The organism is Kitasatospora sp. NPDC059803 (genome assembly GCF_042732255.1).
GTDB lineage: Bacteria > Actinomycetota > Actinomycetes > Streptomycetales > Streptomycetaceae > Kitasatospora.
Genome location: NZ_JBHWIJ010000064.1, coordinates 10,289 through 33,368, shown reverse-complemented (window position 1 = coordinate 33,368; position 23,080 = coordinate 10,289). Strand labels below are relative to the sequence as shown.

The following is a 23,080-nucleotide window of genomic DNA, read 5'->3' as shown; positions in this document are numbered from 1 at the left end:
GGTGGGGTCTCGGGGACCGACGCCGCGCGTACCCCGGTCCGTCAGGCCCGGTCCGGGACCGTGCTCTCGACCAGGTGCAGGTAGGAGTTGACCGGGCGGACCCCGGTCGGCTCCAGACCCGCCTCCCGGACGAGGGCGACCAGCCCGGCCTGGGTGTGCTTGCGGCCGCCGACGTTGAGCAGCAGCAGCAGGTCCATCGCGGTGGTGAACCTGATCTCGGGACTTCCGTCCACCAGGTTCTCGACCACGATGACGCGGCTGCCCGGCTCCGCCGCCGCCGCCACGTTGCGCAGGGTCAGGACGGTGCTCTCGTCGTCCCACTCCAGGATGTTCTTCAGCAGGTACACGTCGGCCTTGACCGGGACCTCCCGGCGGCAGTCGCCGGCCAGCAGCGTCGCCCGGTCGGCGAGCGCGCCGCCCGGCCGCAGCCGCGGGTCGGCCCCCGCCACCACGTCGGGCAGGTCCAGCAGGGTCCCGCGCAGCCCCGGATTGCGCTCCAGCAGCGTGGCGAGGACGTGCCCCTGGCCGCCGGCGATGTCCACCACCGTGCCGACCCCGCTCAGGTCCAGCCGGTCGGCCAGCGCGAGCGCGGAGAGCCGGCTCGACTGGGTCATCGCCTGGTCGAAGACCGCGGCCGACTCGGGCGCGTGGGCGTGCAGGTGGTCGAAGAAGTCCATGCCGTGCAGCTCGGGGAAGACGGCTTTGCCGGTGCGGACCGCCTCGTCGAGGTGCCCCCACAGCTCCCAGGTCCACGGCTCGGTGCCCCAGAGCACCATGTGCTTGAGGGTGCGCGGGGTGTCCTCCCGTAGCAGCCGCGAGGCGTCGGTGTGCGCGTACCGGCCGTCGGGTCGCTCGCTGAACACGTCGTAGGTCGTCAGCGAGCGCAGCAGCCGTTGCAGCGCGTCCGGTTGGGCGCCCACGGCCCGGGCCAGCTCGGCCACGGTGGCGGGCTCCTCGCCGAGCGCGTCGGCCAGGCCCAGCCGGGCCGCCGCGCGGACGGAGGCGGCGCAGGCCGCGCTGAGCGCGAGCTCGCGCAGCCGGATCACCGCCTGCGGAATGGTTTCGCCGGTCGTCGTCATCTGCCGTCCTCCTCAGGCGCCGTGCTGCGTGATCAGGTCGAACGGGGCCGGTTCGGCCTGGGCGAGCGCCATCACCCGGCCGACCCGCGAGCGGAACTCCGGGGAGCCGGTCGCCTGCTTGTGCGAGACGGCGTCGTCCCACTCGGCGGTCTCCACGTAGACCTGCGCGTCGGCGGCCGAGCGGTACAGCCGGTGGGAGCGGAAGCCGGGTTGGGCGCTCATGTACGCGGTGATCTCCCCGACGACGGCCTCGAACTCGGTCTTGTCACCGGTGACGGTGAAGCGGTTGATGAAGGTGAACATGCTGGTCCTCCTGGGTCGGTCGTGGGTCAGGGCTTGCCGAGCAGCCGGTCGCGCAGATCGCGCCGCTGCACCTTGCCGGTGGCGGAGCGCGGGATGCTCTCCGCCAGCCACAGGTGCCGCAGGTGCTCGTAGTAGGGCAGTCGGGCGTTGACGAAGCCGGCCAGGGCGGCCGGGTCGACGTCATCGCCCATCGGGACGACGAGTCCGACGGCGACGGCGCCGCTCAGCTCGTCGGGGTAGTCGAAGACCACGCAGTCGGCGACCGACGGATGCCGCATCAGCACCCGCTCGATCTCGGTCGGCGACACGAGCCAGTTGTCGCACTTGAAGACGTCCTTGATCCGGTCGACGACGGTCAGCCGGCCTTCCTCGTCGACCCGTCCGACGTCACCGGTGCTGAACCAGCCGTCCGGGCGCACGGCCTCGCCGTGCCCGGCGCCGAGGTAGCCCAGCATCAGCTGGGGCCCCTTGACCTGGATCTCGCCCTTCTCGCCCGTCGGCAGTACCGCGCCGGTCCGCACGTCGACGATCCGGCAGCCCGTTCCCGCCACCGGCGGGCCGCAGGATCCGGTGGTCGGCCGGTCCAGCAGGTCGAAGTGGGTGGAGGGCGAGGTCTCGGCGAGACCGTAGCCCTGGACCACCGGGACGGCGAAGTGCTCCGACAGGGCCGTCGTCGTGCGCGGCGGCAGCGTGGAGCCGCCGGACAGCACCGCCCGCAGCGAGGGGATCCGGAAGGCCGGCAGGCGCAGGTCCCCGGCCAGCCGGGACAGCCGCACCGGGAGGCTGTACAGGTGGCTGGCCCGCCAGGCGCGGGCCAGCTCCACCATCGCCTCCTGGTCCTCCGCCGGGCAGAGCAGAAGGGTCGCGCCGACCGCCAGCGCGGTGTTCAGGTGCATGAGGTGGAACGAGGGCAGGTTGTCGAGCGAGACCGAGTCCGCGCCCAGCTGGTGGGCGTGCGCCGACTGCGCGGCGTTCACCAGGAGGTTGTCGTGGCTCAGCCGCACCGTCTTGGGAGCGCCGGTGGTACCGCTGGTGAACTGGAGGCAGGCGGTCCGCGCGGCCTCGCCGTCCGGGACGGCCGCCCGGGGCAGTTCGTCCAGCACCGGTGTGCCGTCGCCCGCGTCCGAGGTCACCACGATCTGCCGCAGCGCCGGGACCCGGTGCCGCACCGCCTCGATCCGGCGGTGCATCCGGGGCGACAGCACCGCCGCCCGCGCACCGCACGCGTTCAGGACGTGCACCAGGGCGTCGTCCGAGATCAACGGGTTGAACATGGCGCTGGTGTTGCCGGAGCGGGAGATCGCCAGGAAGGTGACGGCGAAGTCCACGGTGAGCTCGGCGGCGATCGCGATCACCGTCTCCGGGCCGCCGAACGCGCCGCGCAGCGCCTCGGCGCAGCGGGTCACCCGTCCGTCGAGCCCGGCGTGGTCGAGGACCTCGCCGTCGGCGACCAGCGCCGGGTGCCGGGGCGAGCGCCGGGCCGAGCGTCGGAGCAGGTCGTCGATCCGGGGGCCGCCGATCAGCTCCGACACGGTGTCCAGCGGCGCGCCGAAGGTCGTACTGTCCGCAGAGGTAGCCATGTCGGGGTCTCCTCTCAGGCGGCCGGCAGGTCGTCCCGGCACACCTGGCGGTGGCGGACCTTCAGCTCCCCGGCCACCCGCACCAGCCGGTCCTCGCAGCTGGTGCTCAGGTGCACGGCGGCCGCACCGCCCTTGGGCGTGGCGATGATGAGCGCGTAGGTCCTGGCGAGCACGGTGCCGTCCGGCTGCTCGGCGACCTCCAGCATGCCGAGCCAGTGCCGGTGCTGGACCCCGGCGGCGGCCAGGCGCGCCGCCGCCTCGTGGGCGCCGCGCTCGATGCTCCCCCGGCCCTCCTGCGGGTGCGGGCGGGCGTTGGCGGCGAACACGCCGTCCTCGGTGAAGGTCGCGGCCCACTGGGTGACCTCGCCCTCGTCCAGGTGGCGCATCTGCCGCCCGTAGAAGTGCTGGACCTCCTCGTAGAGCGATTCGGTCATGCTCGGGCCCTCCTCGGGCGGTTGGGGATCGGTACGGCGACGACGTTCGCACCCCCGTTTCGAATCCGGTTCGAGCGCGGGCCGCGCGGGCGCGCTCCAACGGGAGTCGAAGCCGGCGGTGCAGGGTCGGGCCGAGGGGCCTGAACGAGCCCGGGAACTCTGAATCGGAGACTGATGCGATGAGCACCGAGACAACCACCGGGGTCGCCCTGGTGACCGGGGCGACCAGCGGGATCGGACTGGCCAGCACCGTCCGCCTGGCCCAGCGAGGCCTGCGCGTCTTCATCTGCGCCCGCACCGCGAAGGACGTCTCGGAGACGGTCGCGCGGCTGCGCGGCGAGGGGTACGAGGTCGACGGCGTACCCGCCGACGTCCGCTCCCAGGAGGACGTCGCCACGGCGGTCCGGACCGCGGTGGACCGGTTCGGCCCGATCGGCGTGCTGATCAACAACGCCGGGCGCAACGGCGGTGGCGTCACCTCGGCCATCAGCGACGAGCTGTGGAACGACGTGATCGAGACCAACCTCACCAGCGTCTTCCGGGTCACCCGGGAGGTGCTGACCACCGGCGGCATGGAGCGGGCCGGCCACGGGCGGATCATCACCGTCGCCTCCACCGGAGGCAAGCAGGGCGTCCCGCTCGGCGCTCCGTACTCGGCGTCCAAGGCCGGCGTCATCGGCTTCACCAAGGCGCTCGCCAAGGAGCTCGCCGCCACCGGCACCACCGTGAACGCGGTCTGCCCCGGTTATGTCGAGACCCCGATGGCGGTGCGGGTCCGCCAGGCGTACGCCGCCACCTGGGAGACCAGCGAGGAGGACGTGCTCGCCCGGTTCGAGCAGAAGATCCCGCTCGGCCGCTACTCCTCCGCGGAGGAGGTGGCGGGCATGGTCGACTACCTGACCACCCCCGCCGCCGCCTCCATCACCGCGCAGGCGATCAACGTCTGCGGCGGCCTCGGCATCTACTGAACCCACCGACGGAAGGCTGGTCGACGGATGACCCGCACACAGCACACCACCCACGACATCGACGTGGCCGCCCCCGCCGACGTCGTCTACGCCGTCATCGCCGACGCCCTGGCGTGGCCACGGCGGTTCGGACCCACCCTGCACGTGGAGCACGAGGCCCTGACGGCCGACACCGAGCGGCTGCGGATCTGGGCCGGCGCCAACGGCGAGGTGAAGCACTGGACTTCACGCCGCGAGCTGGACGGCGGCCGCCGGCGGATCCGGTTCCGGCAGGAGGTCTCCTCGCCGCCGGTCGCCTCGATGGCGGGGGAGTGGCAGGTCCACGAGCGGCCCGGCGGCGCCACCCTGACGCTCACCCACGAGTTCACCGCGGTCGACGACGACCCACAGGGCGTCGAGTGGATCACCCGGGCCACCGACCGCAACAGTCGAACCGAACTCGGCAACATCAAGGCCCTCGCCGAGAGCTGGTCGGCGCTCGCCGACCTGGAATTCGAGTTCGAGGACTCGGTGCTGGTCGACGCGCCGCTGGAGACCGTCTACGGCTTCCTCCACGAAGCCGCCGAGTGGCCGGACCGGCTGCCCCACGTGGCCCGCCTCGACCTGCGCGAGGACGTCCCCGGCATCCAGCACATGGCGATGGACACCCGCACCGCGGACGGCTCCGAGCACACCACCGAGTCGATCCGGATCTGCTTCCCCGGCACCGCCATCGCCTACAAGCAGCTGCGCACACCGTCGATGATGTCCGCCCACACCGGCCGGTGGACCTTCGAGCAGACCGGGCACGGCGTCCGGGTGACGTCCTGGCACGCCGTCGTGCTCAACCCCGAGGCGATTCCCGCCGTCCTGGGCCCCGAGGCGACCACTGCTTCCGCCCGGACGTTCATCCGCTCCGCCGCGGGCGGCAACAGCCGCGCCACCCTGGCGCTGGCCAAGCGGTTCGCCGAGGAACGCCATGGCTGACCCCGCACCGTCCGTCCTGATCGCCGGCGCCGGCCCGGTCGGGCTCACCGCGGCCCACGAGCTCGCCCGACGCGGCGTACGGGTACGGCTGATCGACGCCGCCGACGGCCCGGCCACCAGCAGCCGGGCGCTCGCGGTGCACGCCCGGACCATGGAGGTGCTCGACCAGATGGGAGCGCTCGACCGGCTGCTCCCGCTGGGCCGACGTGTCACCCACTTCACCATGCACCGCCGGGGCCGCACCCTGGTTCGATTCGACACCAACTACGAGACGATGCCCACCGGTTACCCATTCAGCCTGATGGTGGACCAGGTGGTGACGGAACGCGTGCTGCGCGAGTGCGCCGCGCGGTACGGCGTCACCGTCGAATGGGGCGTCGAACTGGTCGGCGTCCGCTCCGAGACGGAGGCCGCGCTGGTCACCCTGCGCCACCCCGACGGGCGGGTCGAGGAGACGCCGGTGCCCTGGCTGATCGGTGCCGACGGCGGGCGCAGCACCGTCCGGCGCCAGCTCGGCATGCGGCTGATCGGGGACACCACCCAGGAGTGGCTCAACGCCGACGTCACGATCGACGCCGACCTGCCGCCGGACAGCAACCACCTGCTGCACACCGACCCGGGAACGCTGCTGCTGGTGCCCTTCCCCGAACCGGGCAAGTGGCGCGTGGTGGACACCAGGGACACCGGCGGAGCCGACGACCCCGAGGTCGTCCGGCGCAGGCTGACCGCCAAAATCGGCCGGGCGCTGGGCCGGCCGGTCACGGTCGGCGCGCCCAGCTGGCTCTCGGTGTTCACCGTGCAGCAGCGCCAGATCACCCGGATGCGCTCGGGACGCTGCTTCCTCGCCGGCGACGCCGCGCACGTGCACAGCCCCGCCTCCGGGCAGGGCATGAACAGCGGCATCCAGGACGCCTACAACCTCGCCTGGAAGCTGGCGGACGTGACGCGCGGTCACGCCGGGCCCCACCTGCTCGACAGCTACGACGCCGAGCGGGTGCCGACCGGGGCCGTCCTGTTGCGCTCCACCAGGACGGCCACCGCGCTGGTCTCGCTGCGCACCGTGCTGGGGCCGGCCCTGCTCACCGTCGGCACCGCCGTGCTGCGCGCGGTGCCGCCGCTGAAGCGCCGGGTCGAGGGCAAGATGATCCGCGGCTTCTGCGGGCTGGGCCTGGCCTACCCGGACAGCCCGCTCACCCTGGCGACCGACGCCACCGGTGGGATCAGGCCCGGCGACCGGGTGGGCTGCGCCGCCGGCACGGCAGGCGGGCACCCGGGCGGGGCCGCTCTCCGTGCCGAACTCGCCGATCCCCGATGGACGTTGCTGGCCGCCGAGCCGGCAACCGGGCGCGCCGCCCACCGGGAGGCGGTGGAGCAGGTGGACCGGCTGTTCGGCGCGGCCGTCTCGGTACGGGTGCTGTCCGACGCGAACGCCGACGGTAGCTCCGACGCCGACGGTCACTCCGACGCGGACACCGACGGCGCGCTGCGTCGTGCCCTGGGTCTGGCGCCCGGGGAGTTCCTGCTGATCAGGCCGGACGGCTACGTCGCCGCCCGGGACCGCGGCCCGGGCCGGTTCCGCCAGGTCCTCCAGGCCTGCGCCCTGCTACCGGAAGGGACCACCAGTGCGCATCATTGACCTGTCCTCGGCGATCGACGGCGGCGCCTGGGAGGTGGACGGGATCCGTCACGAGGTGCTGACGCCGGCCGACGGCGCGCGGCACATGGCCGAGGGGATGCTCCGCAACCACGGCATCGAGTTCGACATCGCCGACCTGCCCGACGGAGAACTGCTCTCCCTCGACACCCTGACCCTGACCACCCACACCGGCACCCACGTCGACGCGCCGTCGCACTACGGCACCAAGACGGCGTACGGAATTCCGCGCGACATCGACCAGTTGCCGTTGGACTGGTTCATCGGCCCGGGAGTCGTCCTCGACCTGACCGACACCGGGGTCGGTACGATCGGCGCGGACCGACTGCGGCGGGCATTCGACGACATCGGCCATTGCCCGCGCGCCGGGGACATCGTGCTCCTGCACACCGGCGCCGACCAGCTCGCCGGAACACCGGAGTACTTCACCGAGTTCGCCGGCCTGGACGGTGAGGCGACCAACTTACTGCTCGACCTCGGGGTGCGGCTCATCGGGACGGACGCCTTCGGCCTGGACGCCCCTTTCACGCATATGCTCTCGGAGTTCCGGCGTTCCGGCGACCATTCCGTGCTCTGGCCCGCGCATTTCGCGGGGCGGCAGCGGGAATACTGTCAGATCGAGCGGCTGTGCAATCTGGGTGCGCTGCCCGCGCCGACCGGATTCACCGTACACGCGCTTCCGGTCAAAATCGTCGGCGCGGGCGCGGGTTGGACTCGGGCGGTGGCACTGCTCGATTGACGGCCGCGGCCGCCGAATTCAGCGCGGCCGGTATGCGACAGGTCCCGACCACCGTGGGGTGATCGGGACCTGTCGGGCGTGCGGCCCTGTGGTCAGATCCGGCCGAACATCCGCAGCATGTACTCCTTGCGGTCCAGCGGGTTGGTGTCGGTCCGACGGCGGCTCGGGGCCGCGCCGACGGCCGGCTGGAAGCTGTCGAACCGGGTGACCAACACTCCCTCACCCTGGCTCAGCCCCGGCAGCCGCTGCTCGAACTCCTGCGCCGTGCGGGCCGGGATGGTGCCCTCCACCAGGCAGGTGCTGCCCTGCGCCTTCGTCGTCTCCGGCGTGCCACCGCACTCCACCAGGTTCAACAGGACGGTGCTGACGTTCTCGGCCGGCACCTCCAGTTCGAACCTGTTCACCGGCTCGAACACCTGCGTCCCGGCCTGCTTGAGCGCGTTCATCAGCACCAGCGGGGTGAGCTTGCGGAAGTCGCCCGCCGCGCTGACCGGGCTGGCGAACCCGGTGTGGGTCAGCGTCACCAGGATGTCGAGCACCTCCCACCCGCACAGTCCCTGCTGGAGCGTCGAACGCGCCGCCTCCTCCACCGCCTTGTGGAAGGCGTACGGCAGCGAACCCAACTCGACCGACCGCCGGAAGACGACCCCCGAGCCGGGCTCTCCGGGCTCCACCCGCAGCCCGACCGTGGCCCAGAAGTAGGTCTTGCTCCGGTAGTCGATCTCCTCCGCCGACTCACCGACCCCGATCGGCCGCTCGACGCAGATGATCCGGGTGCCCTCGAACACCACGTCCAGCTTGTAGTCCTCGGCGAGCGTCGCCTTGATGACCTCCTTCTGCACCTCCCCGTAGAGGGAGACCGAGACCTCCTGCTCCTCGTCGTTCTTGCGGACGTTGATGAACGGGTCCTGGTCGGCCAACTGCAGCAGGGCCTCGTAGAGTTCGGGCATCGCGCCGGACCTCGTCGCCCTGACCACGGTCTCCAGGCTCGGCGGCGCGAACAGGTGCTGCCCGCGCAGCCCCTCGGCGGTGCCGAGCTGGTCCCCGATCCGGATGCCCTTGAGCCCCCAGACCTTGGCGATGTCACCGGCCGACGCCGGCGCCTCGACCACCGCGGAGCCCCGGTCGAACACCTCGACCACGGTCGTCCGGCCGGGCAGCTCGACGACGGCGCCGTGCTGGTCCTGCCGGTGGATGGAGACCTTGGTGCGGCCCTTGAGCGCTCCCGTGTGCAGCCGGACATAGGCGACCTTCTCGCCGGCCCAGCCGCGTTCGATCTTGAACACCGTTCCGCGCAGCGCATCGCCGGAGCCACCGTGATTGACCGGAAACAGGCTGGTGATCCCGTCCATCAGGTCGGTGATGCCGACGCCGGCCACGGCCGAGCCGAAGAACACCGGGTACAACTGCGCCGAGCCGGTCTGCCGGGCCAGCTCGGTCGTGTAATCCTGCTCGGTCAGCGCCGCCTCGTCGTCGAGGTAGCGCGCCAGGAACGCGTCGCCGTGCTCGGCCAGGACGTCGGCCAGTTCGGTGGCGAAGTCGTCCCCCGCCTCCTCCTCCGTGCCCCCCGCCGCGATCCGGCGGGCCGCGGCGCTCGCCTGCGGCGTACCGATCCTCTCCACCCTGCTCATCGGGACGATGGCGGGCGTGAGTTCGGAGCGGATCGACTCCAGCAGGTCGTCGTGGCGGGCGCCCATGCGGTCGATCTTGTTGACGAAGAGGATCACCGGCATGCGCATCTTGACCAGCGTGCGCATCAGCAGGCGGGTCTGGGCCTGGACGCCCTCCACCGCGGAGATGACGAGCACCACGCCGTCGAGCACGCCGAGGGCCCGCTCCACCTCGGAGATGAAGTCCGGGTGGCCGGGGGTGTCGATGAGGTTGACCTTCACATCGCCGACGGTGAAGGACACCACCGCCGACCGGATGGTGATGCCGCGCTGCCGCTCCATGTCGTGGGAGTCGGTCTGAGTGTCGCCGCGATCGACGCTGCCGATCCGGTCGATGACGCCGGCGGTGTAGAGCAGCCGCTCGGTCAGGCTGGTCTTACCGGCGTCGACATGGGCCAGGATTCCGATGTTCACGCTTGACATGACGTGCTTCCCCTAGTTCTTCGGTCTTCGCTTGCACAACCGGAGCAACACGGATCTTTCGGGGCACGTCATTCTCCTCGTGTCGTGACAGTAGTCCAACCTGTCGCAGTCTAACAGCACTTGACGATCCGACCGCCGATCGACCCCCGTCGATCGGCGGGGGAGTATTCCTTTTGGAACAACCGTGCCGAGCGCCTGGGAATAGCAGTAGTGCCACCTTGCGCGCAGTCCCCTTGAGTCGTTGATCGAAGCGTGGATATACAGGAGTCGAGTGATTATCTCGGCGAAATCGGAGGCGTCATGAGGTTCAATGTTCTCGGCCCGATGGAAGTCCTCGATGCGGGAACCACGTGCACACCCAGCGCGCTGAAGGTCCGGTGGACGCTGGCCATCCTGGTGATGCACGCCAATCGGATCGTCGACCTCGGCGTCATGATCGAGGAAATATGGGGCGACAATCCTCCGCGCACGGTGGTGACCACCGCGCAGACCTACATCTACCAACTCCGCAAACTCGGTCGGGTGGAGGGCCGCGACTTCATCCTCACCAAGGCGCCGGGCTACCTGTTGCTCCTGGGCGAGGAGGAGCTCGACTCCCAGGACTTCGAGCGGCTCTACAACGAGGGCGCCCGCCTGCTGGCCGACGGCCACCCCGAGGCGGCGTCGGACCGGTTGGGCCAGGCGCTGAGCCTGTGGCGTGGCGGCGCGCTGGCGGACATCCCCGTCGGCAGGGCGCTCGCCGGCCACGTGGCCGTCCTGGAGGAGATGCGCCTGCGCGCGCTGGAGAACCGCATCCTGGCCGATCAGCAGATCGGCCGGCACCGGGAACTCATACCGGAGCTACGGGCGTTGACGCTCCACCACCCGCTCAACGAGTGGTTTCACGAGCAGCTCATGCTCGCGCTCGACTGTGCCGGCAGACGCAGTGAGGCCCTGCACGTCTACCGGTCGCTCTACCGCAAGCTCGACGAGGACCTGGGCATCTACCCGTCGCAGCCGTTGCGGGAGCTGCACGACGATCTGCTCAGTGGAATCTCGCGGCTGCGGGAGCCGCGTCGGCCGAGTGCCGGGCAGGTGATGGAACTCGGCCAGCAGCCGGCCGGCTCAGCCTAGTGGCACCAGCAGGGAGGCAGCCCTGGCCTTGTTGACGGCATCGATCCGGGAGACCGCGTTGAGTTTCACGAAGACGTTCCTGAGGTGGCGTTTGACGGTGCCGGGGGCGATGCTGAGGTGGCCGGCGATGGCGGAGTTGCTCAGGCCGTTCGCCACAAGTCCCATGATCTCCCGTTCCCGTGAGGAGAGTTGGGATCCGCGTGGCCCGGTCATCCAGTCGATGCCGGAGCGGGAGGCCATGATGTACACCCGCTCCCGGTTGACGGCCAGCCCCCGGACCACGGACACCAGGCAGTCGCTGGTGACGTCCTCGCGCAGGTAGGCACTCACTCCGAAGCCGAGGTACATCTCCACCTCGCCCGGCCGCTCGCGCTTGCTCAGCACGACCACCCGGCAGCGGGCGCCGCGGGGGAGCAGCCGGCCCAGGGCCTGTTCGGTGGCCGCGTGCGAGTCGCCCACCCCGAACAGCACCACGTCGACGTGGTGTTCGGACAGCACCTCCAGCGCCTCGTCCACGGTGCCCACCGTCGCGCGTACGACCAGGTCGGGCTCGGCGGAGAGGAAGGCGTGCAGTCCTTGGCGCAGCAGCGAATTTCCTTCGAGGACGAGGACCGACGTGCGATTCTTTATCATTGTCACGATAGACCTCGTTGGTAGAAGGCGCGAATTCCCGGCCGTGGCAGCCGTTTTCGGCCCGCCGCGGAGAGCGGCGCGCCCGACGGGATTCGACGGCAACGGGCGTGTGGGGGGAGTGATATCGGGGGCTGCGCGGTGCCGAGCCCGCTGGTGCCATTCGGCCGTCCCGGCCCGGTGGTCCGCGAGGCCTCGACCGTCGGTGTGAGGTCCGGCCTCGATGCCGACGGAGGCTTGCGCGCACCGGCGTCACCTGCACCTTCGGGCGACCGCCGCCCTGGTGGGCGGCGGCGCCGACCGTCACGGCAGCGGCCACAGTGCAGGTCCGGGGTCAGCCGTCAACTGGGAACGCCAACCATTCATCTTCTTCCGATCGTCGATCAACGGCTGGTTTTCGCGGGCTTTATGGTCCAGGTCACAACCCCGCTTGCCGCACAGGCAACGGGGTGCTGGAGTCCGAAGCTGCGGCGGCACCGGGACTGTTGCCGTGACCTGATGTAAGGAGAACCTAACCGACCCTCGCAGGCAGCCCAAGGGCGCTTTTTCGCCGCGTCGGAAACGGTGAGATCACGGGATGATCTCGCTCTCCGTGAACGAAGCGCGATGCCGGCCCGGCCGTGCGCATCTCGTGTGATTGGTGGGTGTGAAGAGGGGGAAGGGACTGTGAATGATCACAATCTCCGTTGCGGCTCGCGGCAACCTGGCGGCCCGTCCGCGCGGGACCGCCGCTCCCCGGCTCATCGTCGACTGAACTAGCGAGGTGAGCCGGGATGTTGGCGTGGGCAACCGCCCGCTCCGGCAGGCCGCCCCGTGCTTCTCGGGCCTGCCGTCCGCCTCCTCGGCCGCTCTCGGTTCGGCGGCCCCGGTGCGATCGGCCCTGCTGCTCTGGTCGCGCACCGGTGATGGTCGCGGGCGGCCTGATGCCGTCGGGTGACGTGACGACAGTCGAGGGAGTGATGCAGATCAGCAGATCAGCAGGAAGGCTTCCCACTCCTCGGTGGCGGCGCCGGTGCCCGGCTCGGACGCGGCTCAGGGATACGGGTGTGGGTGTGGGTGTGGGCGTGCAGGGGGCGAGGGCCGGGCCTGCCGTCCCCTCCAGTCCAGGAGGCCGGGAGGGTCGCCGACGCCTCGATCGCCTTGCCCGGTCCGCACAGCCAGCTGCCGTCGCCGCCGGGGGCGGCCCAGCGCGGGATGTCCGGCGCGCTCCGCGCCCTCATCGCCTCCGGCCACGATGGGGTTCGAGCAGGCAGGCGGCAGCTGTTATGCGCCGATCTCCGAGCGCGGCCTGATCGGCGAGCTTCGTACGGCCGCGCTGGTCGGTACGAACGTGCTGATCACGCGGTTCTTCGCCGCGGACGGCGCGCCGCCTTCAACCTCGACCGCGCACTGGGCCGACACGGCAGCGCCCGGCCGGGCGCGGGCCGGTCGCCGGTCGGCCGGGCCCCTCAGGCCTGCCGTCGTACGGCGATGACCGCCGCGCCCAGGACGCACGCGCCGGCGGCGGTGAGGTAGGCGAGGTGGTAGCCGGTGAGCTGGTCCGTGCTGGTCGCGGCGACCAGGACCATCACCGCGACGCCCGCACTCGCGCCGATCTGCTGCGCCACGACGTTCACCGCCCCGGCGACGGCGTGCTGCCGCGCCGGGACTCCGGTGAGCCCGGCGGACGTCATCGAGGGGAAGTTCAGCCCCTGGCCGATGCCGCTGAGCACCAGGCCGGGCAGCACGTACTGCACGTAGCCGCCGTCGTGCGGTGTGCCCAGCCACAGCGCGGCACCCCCGCCGATCAGGACGAGGCCGACCGCCATCAGCGTGCGCGGGGTGAACCGGGCCAGCAGGCGTCCGGTGGCGAAGTTGGCGGTGAGGAACACGGCCAGGGACATCGGCACCAGCGCGAGACCGGACTCGAACGGGGAGTAGTCCAGCATTCCCTGGAGGTACAGCGGCGCGAAGAACAGCAGCCCGACCGATCCCATGTACTGGAGGAACGCCGCCAGGCTCGCGGCCCGGACCGACCTGATCCGGAAGAGGCCGAGCGGAAGCACCGGGTCGGCGGTGCGGTGCTCGCGCACGACGAACAGCACCAGGGAGGCGACCGCGGCGCCGAGGACGATCCACGCCGTCGCCCCGTCACTGCTCACGCCGACGATGAGCAGGGTGAGGCCGAGCGTGCCCGTGATCGCGCCGGGCAGGTCCAGCCGGCCGCTGTGCCCGGCGCCGCCGGGCAGTCCGGCGCGGGTCGCGGCCAGCACGGCGAGCCCCAGCAGCACCGAGAACCACAGCACCGAACGCCAGCCGAGGAACTGGGTCAGTACGCCGCCCAGCATCACCCCGCCGCTGAAGCTCGCGGCGCCGACCGCCGCGTACACGCTGAAGGCCCGGTTGCGGGCCGGACCGGCCGGAAACGTCTCGGTGAGCAGGGCCAGCGCGGCCGGGCCCGACAGGGCGGCGCCGATGCCCTGGACGGCGCGCGCACCCAGCAGCACCGCGGTGTCCGGGGCCAGCGCCCCGACCAGTGCGGACACGGTGAACAGGGCGACCCCGACCTCGAACACCCGTCGTCGGCCCAGGACGTCGGCCAGTCGGCCGCCCACCAGCAGGAAGCCGGCGAACGTGACGGCGTAGGCGGTCATGACCCACTGGAGCGTGGTCTCGTCCAGGTCGAAGCGCGCTCCGACCGATGGCAGGGCGGCGTTGAGGACTCCGAGGCCGCTCACGTCCAGGGCGAGCGCCCCGGCCAGTACGCCGAGTGCCAGCCCCGGCCGGAGCGCCGGCTTGACCGCGGTGTCGGTGGTACCGGTGGTACCGGTGGTACCGGTGGTACCGGTGGTACCGGTGGTACCGGTGGTGCCGGTGGTGCCGGTGGCGTCCGTCATGCGGGCCTGCCGTCGACGTCGCGGCCGGTGAGCCCGGCTAAGGAACGGTCGGCACGGGCTGACGCCGCATCAAGGTTCTCAACTGCCATGGGGGTCAGCTTGCATGGGTCGCTCAGCCGCTGTCTACCCCCGTCGCGTGCCGGTGGGGCGCGCCTTTCGCGGGGTCGTGCGCCTATCCCGGCCGGGGCGCGGTGATGCGGGGGCGCCGCCGAGTCGAGGTGCCATTTCGGACCGCCGACGGCTCCCACTCGAACCGGACACTTGGAGATCAAATCTCGCCAGTGCCTCAACCGGCCCTCGAATGGCGCTTGTCTCACCATTAACAAACTGGCACTCTGCTGTCCGCCGGTCGGATTAGCACTGACGATCCATTTTGCCTCAACCAGCATACTCGTTGCGCTTGACCAAATGGACCTTGGAGCCCATCGACAGTAGCCGTGCAGGTGAAGATTCCGCGTACGCGATCCTGTCGTCGATGCACTCGCGGACCGATGTGACCCAGAGACGCCCGTGATTTCTCCCGCGGTGAGAACGAGCCGCGCCGCCGGCTGAAACAGCGGTACACGAATGGGAGTTCTCGCCCGCCGTGAACGTGGAGATCGGAAACGCCGATCTCGTCATCACGCCAACTATCGGCCCCACCCAGGAACTTGATGCGGCGAAGGGGACCCTCCGCGTCATGAGCCGCCCCCCGTATCCGGCTGCCCGGGTGCGGACCGCCCCCCCCTGACCAGTCGGCCGTGAAGCTCCACCCGTCCATTCCATCCGCCCTGTTGAGGGAGTCGCCGTGCCCCGAGAGCGCGCAGCGCGAGACATTTCCGCCGTAACGGATTTCCTGCTTTCCCGTGTTGTCGAGCTGCTGGACGTGTCCGCGAGCACGGTGGACCGCTCGGCGCCGCTGCACCGGTACGGACTGGACTCGCTGAGATCGGTGACCCTCGCGGCCTCGCTGTCCGAGTTCCTCGGCTGGCAGGTCCCGGCCACCTGGATGTGGCAGTACCCGACCGTCGACGGGCTGGCGCGTGCGCTCGTCGACGGTCCGCGCGCCGCGGAGCCCGCCCCGAGTACCGAGCGCCGCCGCCTGCCCTCGCACGAGCCCGTCGCGATCGTGGGCATCGGCTGCCGGTTCCCCGGCGGGCCGGACCCGTCGTCGTTCTGGCAACTGCTGGTCGAGGGCGGCGACGCCGTCGGGCCGGTACCGGCCGCGCGACGCGAGCTGCTGAACGACAGGGTGCGCTGGGGCGGCTTCATCGACGGCATCGACCGGTTCGATCCGCTGTTCTTCGGCATCTCGCCCCGCGAAGCCGTCCAGATGGACCCGCAGCAGCGCCTGATCCTGGAGCTGTCCTGGGAGGCGCTGGAGGACGCGGGCATCGCGCCCCACAGCCTGGTCGACAGCGACACCGGCGTGTTCATGGCCTCCTGCTGGGGTGACTACGCCGCCCTGGCGCACTACCGCGGCCCCGACAGCCAGATCACCCCGCACACCGCGACGGGCATGCACGACGGCATCATCGCCAACCGGGTCTCCTACGTCCTCGGCCTCCAGGGCCCGAGCATGGCCATCGACGCCGCCTGCGCCGGATCGCTGGTCTCGGTGCACGTGGGGTGCCAGTCGATCTGGCTGGGCGAGAGCGACCTGGTGCTGGCCGGCGGCGTGAACCTGAGCTTCGTCTCCGACTACTACACCGCCATGGACGCGATGGGCGCGCTCGCCCCGGACGGCCGCTGCAAGTCCTTCGACGCCCGCGCCAACGGCTACGTCCGCGGCGAGGGCGCCGGCGTCGTCGTGCTCGCCCCGCTGAGCGTGGCGCTGGAGCGCGACCTGCCGGTGTACTGCCTGATCAAGGGCAGCTCCTCCAACAACGACGGCCTGAGCAACGGCATGACGGCGCCGAACCCCCAGGCGCAGGAGAAGATGCTCCGCACCGCGTACCAGCGGGCGGGCATCGCACCGCACCTCGTGGACTACATCGAGTGCCACGGCTCCGCGACACCCCTCGGCGACCCGATCGAGGCCAACGCCATCGGCGCGGTCCTCGGCGGCGGCCGTACGGAGCCGCTGCGGCTCGGGTCCGTCAAGTCCAACGTCGGGCACCTGGAGGCGGCCGCCGGCATCGTCGGCCTCGTCAAGCTCGCGATGTCGATGCGCAACGGCGTGCTGCCGCCGAGCCTGCACTACAGCGCGCCGAACCCGCAGATCATGTTCGACGAGTACAACCTCACCGTCCAGGACCGGCTGACGCCGTGGCCGCGACGCTCCGACGCCCGCCGGGGCGGCGTCAGCTCGTTCGGGTTCGGCGGCGCGATCTGCCACGTCGCCGTCGAGGAACTGCCGCGCCCCGAGAGCTCGCTGCTCCTGCTGGCCGCGGACTCCCGGGAGGCGCTGGCCGAGCGGGCCCGGGCGCTGCGCGACGAGAGCGACCTGCGCGCGCTCTGCCGCCGGACGCCCGGCGACGGCCCGTTCCGGCTCGCGGCCACCGCCCGCGACATGCCCGAACTCCGCTCCCAGCTGGACGCCTTCGGCAGCGGGGCGAAGGCCGCCGGGTTGAGCGTCGGGGAGCGGACCGGACGCAGGCCGCGGGTGGCCTTCCTGTTCTCGGGCAACGGCTCGCAGTGGGTGGGCATGGGCCGGCAACTGCTCGCCGGAATGCCCGTGTTCCGCCGGTCCATGATGAAGTCCGACCGGCGGATGCGGGAGCTGCTGGGCTTCTCGCTCGTCGAGCAGCTGATGTCTCCGGACGGCCGCATCGACGACATGGACGTCTTCCAGCCGCTGCTGTTCTCCCTCCAGGTCGCGCTGGCCGAGGCCTGGCGCTCGCTGGGGGTGGAGCCGGACGTCGTCGTGGGGCAGAGTGTCGGCGAGTTCGCCGCCTCCCACATCGCCGGCGCGCTCGACTTCGACGACGCCTCCCGCCTGGCCGCCCACCACGGCCGGCTCCTCCAGCAGCTCGCGGTGGGGCGCGGCGAGGGCATCGTGGTGATGACCGCTGCCGACGAGGTCAGGCCGTACCTGACCGGCCGGCTCACCGTCTCCGGCCACAACGGCCTGAGCTCCACCCTGGTCACCGGCACACCGCAGGAGATCGACGACCTCGTCCAGCGGCTGACCGCGGCGGGCGTCACCAACCACCGGGTCCGGATGGGCCACGCCCCGCACTCCCCGCTGGTCGACCACGTCCTCGCCCCGCTGAAGGTCGAACTCGACGGCATCAGGCCCCGGACCACCCGCATCCCGATGATCTCGACGGTCACCGGTGAACGCGTCGACGGCGCCGAGCTCGGGCCGGACTACTGGGCGGACAACCTGCGCCGGGAGATCCGGGTGGTCGACGCCCTGACGAACCTGCGCGACCACGACGTCGACGCGGTGATCGAGATCAGCCCGCACCCCGTCCTGCTCAAGTCGGTGTCGGAGATCCTGACGGCGACCACCCTGCCCTCGCTGCGCCGCGGCGCCGACGAGGCCTCGACCCTGCTCGGCTCGCTCGGCGCCCTGTACACCGCCGGCCTCCCCGTCGCGGCCCACCCGTTCCTCGCGGGCGACCGCGGGCGGCACGTCACACCGGGCCGCAGCGACGCCGCCGCCGACGAGCAGGTGCACCTCGTCCCCGTCACCGCCCGGACGGCCGGCGCGCTGACCGACACCTGCCGCGAGCTGTCCAACCACGTCGAACGCGACGCGGGCCTGCGGGTCTCCGACCTCGCCTACACGCTCGCCGCCAGACGCACCCATTACAACCACCGGATCGCCCTGTTCGCCCGCAACCGGCAGGACGTCCTGGACGGCCTCGCCCGGGTCGCCGCCGGCCAGCCGCACCCCGACGTCGTCACGGGCACGGTCTCCGGCAACGTCGACCGGCGGGTCGCGCTGGTGTTCTCCGGCGGCGGCACCCAGTGGGTCGGCATGGGCCGCGAACTCCTGCGCTCGCACGCCGGCTTCCGCACCTGGATGACCGCCTGCGACGCCGCCGTGCGCGCGGCCGGCGGCTGCTCGGTGCTCGACCAGCTCGCCGCCCCGGCCGACGAGGCCAGGTACGAGGAGATGGACTTCCAGCAGCCCGTGCTGTTCGCCCTCCAGGTCTCGCTGGCGAAGGTCTGGCTCGGACTCGGCATCCAGCCGACCGCCGTCGTCGGGCACAGCCTGGGCGAGGTCGCGGCCGCCTGCGTGGCCGGCGCGCTGTCGCTGGAGGACGCCGCCCGCGTGGTGGTCGCCCGGTCGCACCTGCTGGAACGCAAGGCCGCCGCGGGCGCCATGATCTCGGTCGACCTGCCGGAGGCGGAGCTGCTGCCGCGGCTCGCCCCCTACGCCGCGCACGCGGCCGTCGCCGTGGTCAACAGCCCCACCAGCGCGGCGGTCTCGGGCTCGCCCGAAGCCGTCGACGCCCTGGAGGCCGACCTCAAGCGGGACGGCATCTCGACCCGGCGGATCCGGGTCGAACGGCCAGTGCACAGCCCCGGCATGGACCCGCTGCTCCAGCCGCTGCGCGCGGGCATCGACGGCATCACCCCGCTGACACCCGGCATCGACTTCCACTCCACGGCACTGGCCGACACGGTGAACCCGGTCGCCGACGTCGACTACTGGGTGCACAACCTGCGCAACCAGGTCCGGTTCGCCGAGACGATCGGCGCGCTGGTCGACCAGGGCGTCGGCACCTTCATCGAGATCGGCCCGCACGAGACGCTGCGCGGCGCGGTCGAGGAGATCGCGCTGACCCGTGGCGCCCAGGTGCACGCGATCAACTCCCTGCGGCGCGACGAGAGCGACGTCCGCTGCCTGCTGGGCGCCGCCGCGTCGTTGTACGTCAGGGGCCTGCCGCTGACCTTCGACCCGCTGTTCGGCGACGACGTCGAGGTCGTGGAGACGCCGCTCGTCCAGTGGCAGAAGGACCGCTACTGGATCGACACCGAGCCCCGCCCCGCCCAGTCGTCGGTCCCGGCCCCGGCCGTCGAAACCGTGGCCGCGCCCGTGGCCCGTGTGGTGGAGGAGGAGCAGCCGGCGGCGATCCGGCCGGTGGCGGAGGTCGTCCTCGCCGAGCTCGCCGACGCGCTGGGCGTGCCGGTGAGCAGGTTCGACGTGAACGCCAGCATGCTCGACTTCGGCCTCGACTCGATGCTGGCGATCCGCCTCGTCAACAGGCTGCAGTCGCTGTTCGGGCACCGGGTGTCGCCGGTGGTGTTCCTGGACGGCCGGCCCATCTCCGAGGTCGTCGGCCACTTCGTCGAGCTCACCGCCGGACCGGCCGCGCCCGCGACGGCCGCGCCCGTACCAGCAGCCGCGCCCGCCCCCGCCCCGACCCCCGAGGCCGAGCCGGACCGGACGTACCTCGACGAGCTGTCCGAACTGGACGCCGAGGAACTGGTCGACGAACTGGACGCGCGCGGACTGCTGGAGGCCACCGACGCCCCGGCCCTGGACCAGCTGCGCGCCGACGGCCTCGGCCTCGCCCTGGCACCGGCCTCGCACGGCCAGGCCTCGCTGTGGTTCATGCAGATGGTCGCGCCGGACGCCGTGCCCTACAACTTCATGGTGACCGCCCGGATCCGGACCGCCGTCGACGAGAAGGCCCTGGAGCGCGCCGTCCAGGCCGTGATGGAGCGCCACCCCGCCCTGCGCACCCTCTTCGTGGAGGCGGGCGGCAGCCCGTACCAGGTCACCCTGGACGAACCGGTGTACGAGTTCGTCGTGGCGGACGGCACCGACCTGGACGACGAACAGGCCCGCGAGGAACTGGCCCGCTACGGACACGAGCCGCTCGACCTGGACAACGGGCCGCTGGTGCGGATCGTCCTCATGACGCGCGGACCGGCGGACCACTACCTGCTGGTGCTCGTCCACCACATCGCGTCGGACGCGGCGTCGGCCGACGTCATGATCCGCGAACTCCAGGAGTACTACGAGGGCGCCGACCCCGCCGACAGCGCGCCGGTCGCCCCGTACACGGAGTTCGTCGCGTGGGAGCGGCAGTGGCTGGCCGGCCCGGCGGCCGGCGCGGCCCTGGACTGGTGGTCGCAGAAGCTGGCCGACCCGCCCGCCCACCTCGACCTGTCCACCAAGGAGCGGCCGCCGGGCGTCACCTACGAGGGCCGCGACCTCGCCTTCCGCTGGAGCGCCGAACAGACCAGCCTGCTGCGGGAGTTCGCGGTGCGCGAAGGCGTGTCGATCAGCACCGTCGTACTGGCCGGGTTCTTCGCCACGCTCAACCGCGCGGTCGGCACCGAGGACGCCGTGCTGGCCACCGCCATCGCCCAACGCGCCGAACCCGGCTGGGAATCCGCCATCGGCTACTACCTCAACACCGTGCTGGTGCGGGCGAACCCCGCCGGTGACCGCAGCTTCCGCGAACTGCTGCGCGAGGTCCACGCCTTCTCGCTCGGCCTCCTGGAGCACATGAACTACCCCCTCGACCTGCTGGCCTCCCAACTGCGGCCGCCGAGGGCCGAGGGCCGCTCCCCGTGGTTCGACGTGGTCGTCAACTGGCTGTCCTCGGACGCGTTCCCCCGGTCCGTCAAGCTCTTCCACGGCATCGGCGACACCATCACGCCCGACGGCGCGCTGCCGCTCGAACCGCTTCAGGTGCGCAGGCACCTCGCCAAGTTCGACCTCGAAATCTCGATGGCCGACATCGACGGCGAGGTGGCCGGCCACGTCCAGTTCAAACCGAGCTACCTGGAAAGGCAGACCGTGACGGCACTGCTCGCGCTGTACCGCACCGTGCTCTTCGACGCGATCGCCCAACCCGACCGGGCCCTCGGCGACTTGGCGCCGACCGGCCTCCCCGAGGAGACGGACCAGTGACCGAGACCCTGCACTCCGCGTTCGTCGAGCAGGCACTCAAGAACCCCGACGCGACCGCCGTCTACTCCGACGCCGGCGTCCTGACCTACGGCGAACTGAACGAGCGCTCCCGGGCGTTGGCCGAACGGCTGGTCGCCGACGGCGCGGGCCCCGGCGTCCCGGTCGGCATCTGCGTCGAGCGCACCCCCGACCTGCTCGTCGGCATCCTGGCGGCCCTGCGCGCCGGATCCTGCTACCTGCCGCTGGACCCGAACTACCCCGCCGACCGGTTGACCTTCATGGTCCAGGACAGCGGGACCCGCCTGCTGCTCACCACGCCCGCGTCCCGGGCCAGTTGCCCGCCCGGACCGACCGTGGTCGTGCTGGGGGAGAGCGTGACGACCGAGCCCGGCGCGAAGCCCGCCGCGGTCGTGCCCGGCGACACCGCGTACGTCATCTACACCTCGGGCTCCACCGGCAGGCCCAAGGGCGTGGCCATCCGGCACAGCGGCTGCGTGGCGATGCTCGCCGAGATGGACCGGGTGCTCGACGGCTGCGACCTGAGCGGAGTCTCGGCGGCGAGCTCGGTCTGCTTCGACCTGTCCGTGATGGAGATCTTCAACGCGCTGTGCCGCGGCGGCGCCGTCGTGCTCGTCGAGAGCGCCGTGCACCTGCCGGAGAGCCGGTACGCCGACAGGATCACCCACCTGAACGTCGTCCCCTCGGTCATGAACAGCCTGCTCGACGCCGGAGCCCTGCCCCCGAACGTGCGCACCGTCGTGTTCGGCGGCGAGGCCCTGCGCCGCAAGCTGGTGGACCGCACCTACCGGGAGACCAGCGCCGACCGGGTGTTCAACGCCTACGGCCCCACCGAAGGGACGGTCTTCTGCTCGTTCGGGCCGGTGCCCGAGGACGGGACCGACGAACCGACGATCGGCCCGCCGACGACCAGCGACCGGGTCTACGTGCTCGACGAGCAGCTGAAGCCGCTCCCGGCCGGTGAGCCCGGCGAGCTCTACCTCGGCGGCGCCGGCCTCGCGCACGGCTACGTCAACCGGCCGCGCACCACGGCCGAACGCTTCGTGCCGGACCCGTTCCGCAACGGCGAACGCATGTACCGCACCGGGGACGTCGTCAAGTTCACCGACGACGGCGAACTCCGCTTCCTCGGCCGCACCGACCACCAGGTCAAACTGCGCGGCTACCGCATCGAGCTGGAGGAGGTCGAGGCCCGGCTCACCGGCTGCCCCGAAGTCCGGGAGGCCGCCGCCGTCGTCCGGGGCAACCGGCTCGTCGGCTACGTCGTGCCCGCCGGCGACGACGCGCCGCAGGGCGGCCCCCGGCTGGACGCCGCGCTCCAGAGCGCCGTCACCGGCAGGCTCGCCGTCGAACTGCCCGACTACATGGTGCCCGCGACGCTCGTGGTCCTCGCCGCCCTGCCGCTGGGGCCGGGCGGCAAGCTCGACCGCAACGCGCTGCCCGAGCCGCCGGCCGCCGACACCGGCGGGCCCCTGACGGCCGCCGGCACGCCGACCGAGGTCGCCCTGTCGGAGATCTGGGGCCAGCTGCTCGACCTCGAACCGTCGAGCATCGACGTGCAGTCCGCCTTCTACGACCTCGGCGGGGACTCCCTGCTGCTCATCCGCCTCGCCCGGCTGATGACCCGGCGCTTCGACCGCCGCGTCCGGGTGCCCGACCTCTTCAGCTTCCGCGACATCTCCTCCCTCGCCCGCTGGCTCGACGACGAGAGCGGCGCCACCCCCGAGGCGGTCCAGTCCGCCCGCGCGCGCGCCAACACCCGCCGGGCCGCGCTGCGCGGCCGCGGCGGCGCCACCGGCCGCTGAGCCGCGAGCCGCTGAGTCTG

General features: G+C 71.8%; 14 protein-coding genes. 7 read left to right on the top strand and 7 right to left on the bottom strand.

What is annotated here, in order from left to right:
• Positions 1-41: 41 nt before the first annotated feature.
• From ACFV6I_RS13655 to ACFV6I_RS13640, 4 genes are read right to left on the bottom strand one after another with little or no spacing between them, the layout of a single operon-like run.
• The gene (locus tag ACFV6I_RS13655) at positions 42-1,079 is read right to left on the bottom strand and encodes a methyltransferase (RefSeq protein ID WP_380425172.1); all 1,038 of its coding nucleotides are present in this window, start codon (positions 1,077-1,079) and stop codon (positions 42-44) included.
• 12 nt (positions 1,080-1,091) lie between these two features.
• The gene (locus ACFV6I_RS13650; protein WP_063346332.1) at positions 1,092-1,382 is read right to left on the bottom strand and encodes an antibiotic biosynthesis monooxygenase; all 291 of its coding nucleotides are present in this window, start codon (positions 1,380-1,382) and stop codon (positions 1,092-1,094) included.
• A 26-nt stretch (positions 1,383-1,408) separates the two neighbouring features.
• Complete coding sequence (locus ACFV6I_RS13645; RefSeq protein ID WP_380425170.1) at positions 1,409-2,962, bottom strand: class I adenylate-forming enzyme family protein; 1,554 nt, start codon at positions 2,960-2,962, stop codon at positions 1,409-1,411.
• A 14-nt stretch (positions 2,963-2,976) separates the two neighbouring features.
• Positions 2,977-3,396: a nuclear transport factor 2 family protein gene (locus tag ACFV6I_RS13640; protein WP_063346330.1), complete on the bottom strand. Its 420-nt coding sequence runs from the start codon at positions 3,394-3,396 to the stop codon at positions 2,977-2,979.
• Between the two features lie 179 nt (positions 3,397-3,575).
• On the opposite strand from ACFV6I_RS13640, the gene ACFV6I_RS13635 reads away from it, so the two are divergent.
• Genes ACFV6I_RS13635 through ACFV6I_RS13620 form a run of 4 tightly spaced genes read left to right on the top strand, consistent with a single transcriptional unit; the run spans position 3,576 to position 7,723 of the window.
• A complete protein-coding gene (locus ACFV6I_RS13635) occupies positions 3,576-4,364 on the top strand; it encodes an SDR family NAD(P)-dependent oxidoreductase (protein WP_063346329.1) in 789 nt (262 codons plus the stop codon).
• 27 nt (positions 4,365-4,391) lie between these two features.
• Positions 4,392-5,330 carry an aromatase/cyclase gene (locus ACFV6I_RS13630; RefSeq protein WP_063346328.1) on the top strand — a complete coding sequence of 313 codons (939 nt, stop codon included), beginning with the start codon at positions 4,392-4,394 and terminating at the stop codon, positions 5,328-5,330.
• A complete protein-coding gene (locus ACFV6I_RS13625) occupies positions 5,323-6,966 on the top strand; it encodes an FAD-dependent oxidoreductase (RefSeq protein WP_380425168.1) in 1,644 nt (547 codons plus the stop codon). The genes ACFV6I_RS13630 and ACFV6I_RS13625 overlap by 8 nt, the downstream gene beginning before the upstream one ends.
• Entirely contained in the window at positions 6,953-7,723 is a 771-nt protein-coding gene (locus ACFV6I_RS13620) for a cyclase family protein (protein WP_063346326.1), read from the top strand. Before ACFV6I_RS13625 ends, ACFV6I_RS13620 begins: the two co-directional genes overlap by 14 nt.
• 92 nt (positions 7,724-7,815) lie before the next feature.
• On the opposite strand, the gene ACFV6I_RS13615 is transcribed toward ACFV6I_RS13620, so the two are convergent.
• Complete coding sequence (locus ACFV6I_RS13615) at positions 7,816-9,816, bottom strand: GTP-binding protein (RefSeq protein ID WP_380378666.1); 2,001 nt, start codon at positions 9,814-9,816, stop codon at positions 7,816-7,818.
• Positions 9,817-10,116: 300 nt separating this feature from the next.
• Here ACFV6I_RS13615 and ACFV6I_RS13610 point away from each other — a divergent pair, with 300 nt between their 5' ends.
• Positions 10,117-10,929 carry a BTAD domain-containing putative transcriptional regulator gene (locus ACFV6I_RS13610; protein WP_380425166.1) on the top strand — a complete coding sequence of 271 codons (813 nt, stop codon included), beginning with the start codon at positions 10,117-10,119 and terminating at the stop codon, positions 10,927-10,929.
• On the opposite strand, the gene ACFV6I_RS13605 is transcribed toward ACFV6I_RS13610, so the two are convergent.
• Complete coding sequence (locus tag ACFV6I_RS13605) at positions 10,921-11,562, bottom strand: LuxR C-terminal-related transcriptional regulator (protein WP_063346323.1); 642 nt, start codon at positions 11,560-11,562, stop codon at positions 10,921-10,923. The two genes, ACFV6I_RS13610 and ACFV6I_RS13605, sit on opposite strands and share 9 nt — an antisense overlap.
• A gap of 1,445 nt (positions 11,563-13,007) precedes the next feature.
• Positions 13,008-14,435 carry an MFS transporter gene (locus ACFV6I_RS13600; RefSeq protein ID WP_380425163.1) on the bottom strand — a complete coding sequence of 476 codons (1,428 nt, stop codon included), beginning with the start codon at positions 14,433-14,435 and terminating at the stop codon, positions 13,008-13,010.
• A 787-nt stretch (positions 14,436-15,222) separates the two neighbouring features.
• Here ACFV6I_RS13600 and ACFV6I_RS13595 point away from each other — a divergent pair.
• Positions 15,223-21,237 (top strand): acyltransferase domain-containing protein, encoded by a 6,015-nt coding sequence (locus ACFV6I_RS13595; RefSeq protein ID WP_380425160.1) that lies wholly within the window; start codon positions 15,223-15,225, stop codon positions 21,235-21,237.
• On the top strand, positions 21,234-23,060 hold the full coding sequence (locus ACFV6I_RS13590; RefSeq protein WP_380425158.1) for an amino acid adenylation domain-containing protein: 1,827 nt from the start codon (positions 21,234-21,236) through the stop codon (positions 23,058-23,060). Before ACFV6I_RS13595 ends, ACFV6I_RS13590 begins: the two co-directional genes overlap by 4 nt.
• Positions 23,061-23,080: the final 20 nt, after the last annotated feature.

Bases quoted from the DNA above. Each gene is read 5' to 3' on its own strand.
- ACFV6I_RS13655 (WP_380425172.1), bottom strand. From the start codon at position 1,079: ATGACGACGACCGGCGAAACCATTCCGCAGGCGGTGATCCGGCTGCGC.
- ACFV6I_RS13650 (WP_063346332.1), bottom strand. From the start codon at position 1,382: ATGTTCACCTTCATCAACCGCTTCACCGTCACCGGTGACAAGACCGAG.
- ACFV6I_RS13645 (WP_380425170.1), bottom strand. From the start codon at position 2,962: ATGGCTACCTCTGCGGACAGTACGACCTTCGGCGCGCCGCTGGACACC.
- ACFV6I_RS13640 (WP_063346330.1), bottom strand. From the start codon at position 3,396: ATGACCGAATCGCTCTACGAGGAGGTCCAGCACTTCTACGGGCGGCAG.
- ACFV6I_RS13635 (WP_063346329.1), top strand. From the start codon at position 3,576: ATGAGCACCGAGACAACCACCGGGGTCGCCCTGGTGACCGGGGCGACC.
- ACFV6I_RS13630 (WP_063346328.1), top strand. From the start codon at position 4,392: ATGACCCGCACACAGCACACCACCCACGACATCGACGTGGCCGCCCCC.
- ACFV6I_RS13625 (WP_380425168.1), top strand. From the start codon at position 5,323: ATGGCTGACCCCGCACCGTCCGTCCTGATCGCCGGCGCCGGCCCGGTC.
- ACFV6I_RS13615 (WP_380378666.1), bottom strand. From the start codon at position 9,816: ATGTCAAGCGTGAACATCGGAATCCTGGCCCATGTCGACGCCGGTAAG.
- ACFV6I_RS13610 (WP_380425166.1), top strand. From the start codon at position 10,117: ATGAGGTTCAATGTTCTCGGCCCGATGGAAGTCCTCGATGCGGGAACC.
- ACFV6I_RS13605 (WP_063346323.1), bottom strand. From the start codon at position 11,562: ATGATAAAGAATCGCACGTCGGTCCTCGTCCTCGAAGGAAATTCGCTG.
- ACFV6I_RS13600 (WP_380425163.1), bottom strand. From the start codon at position 14,435: ATGACGGACGCCACCGGCACCACCGGCACCACCGGTACCACCGGTACC.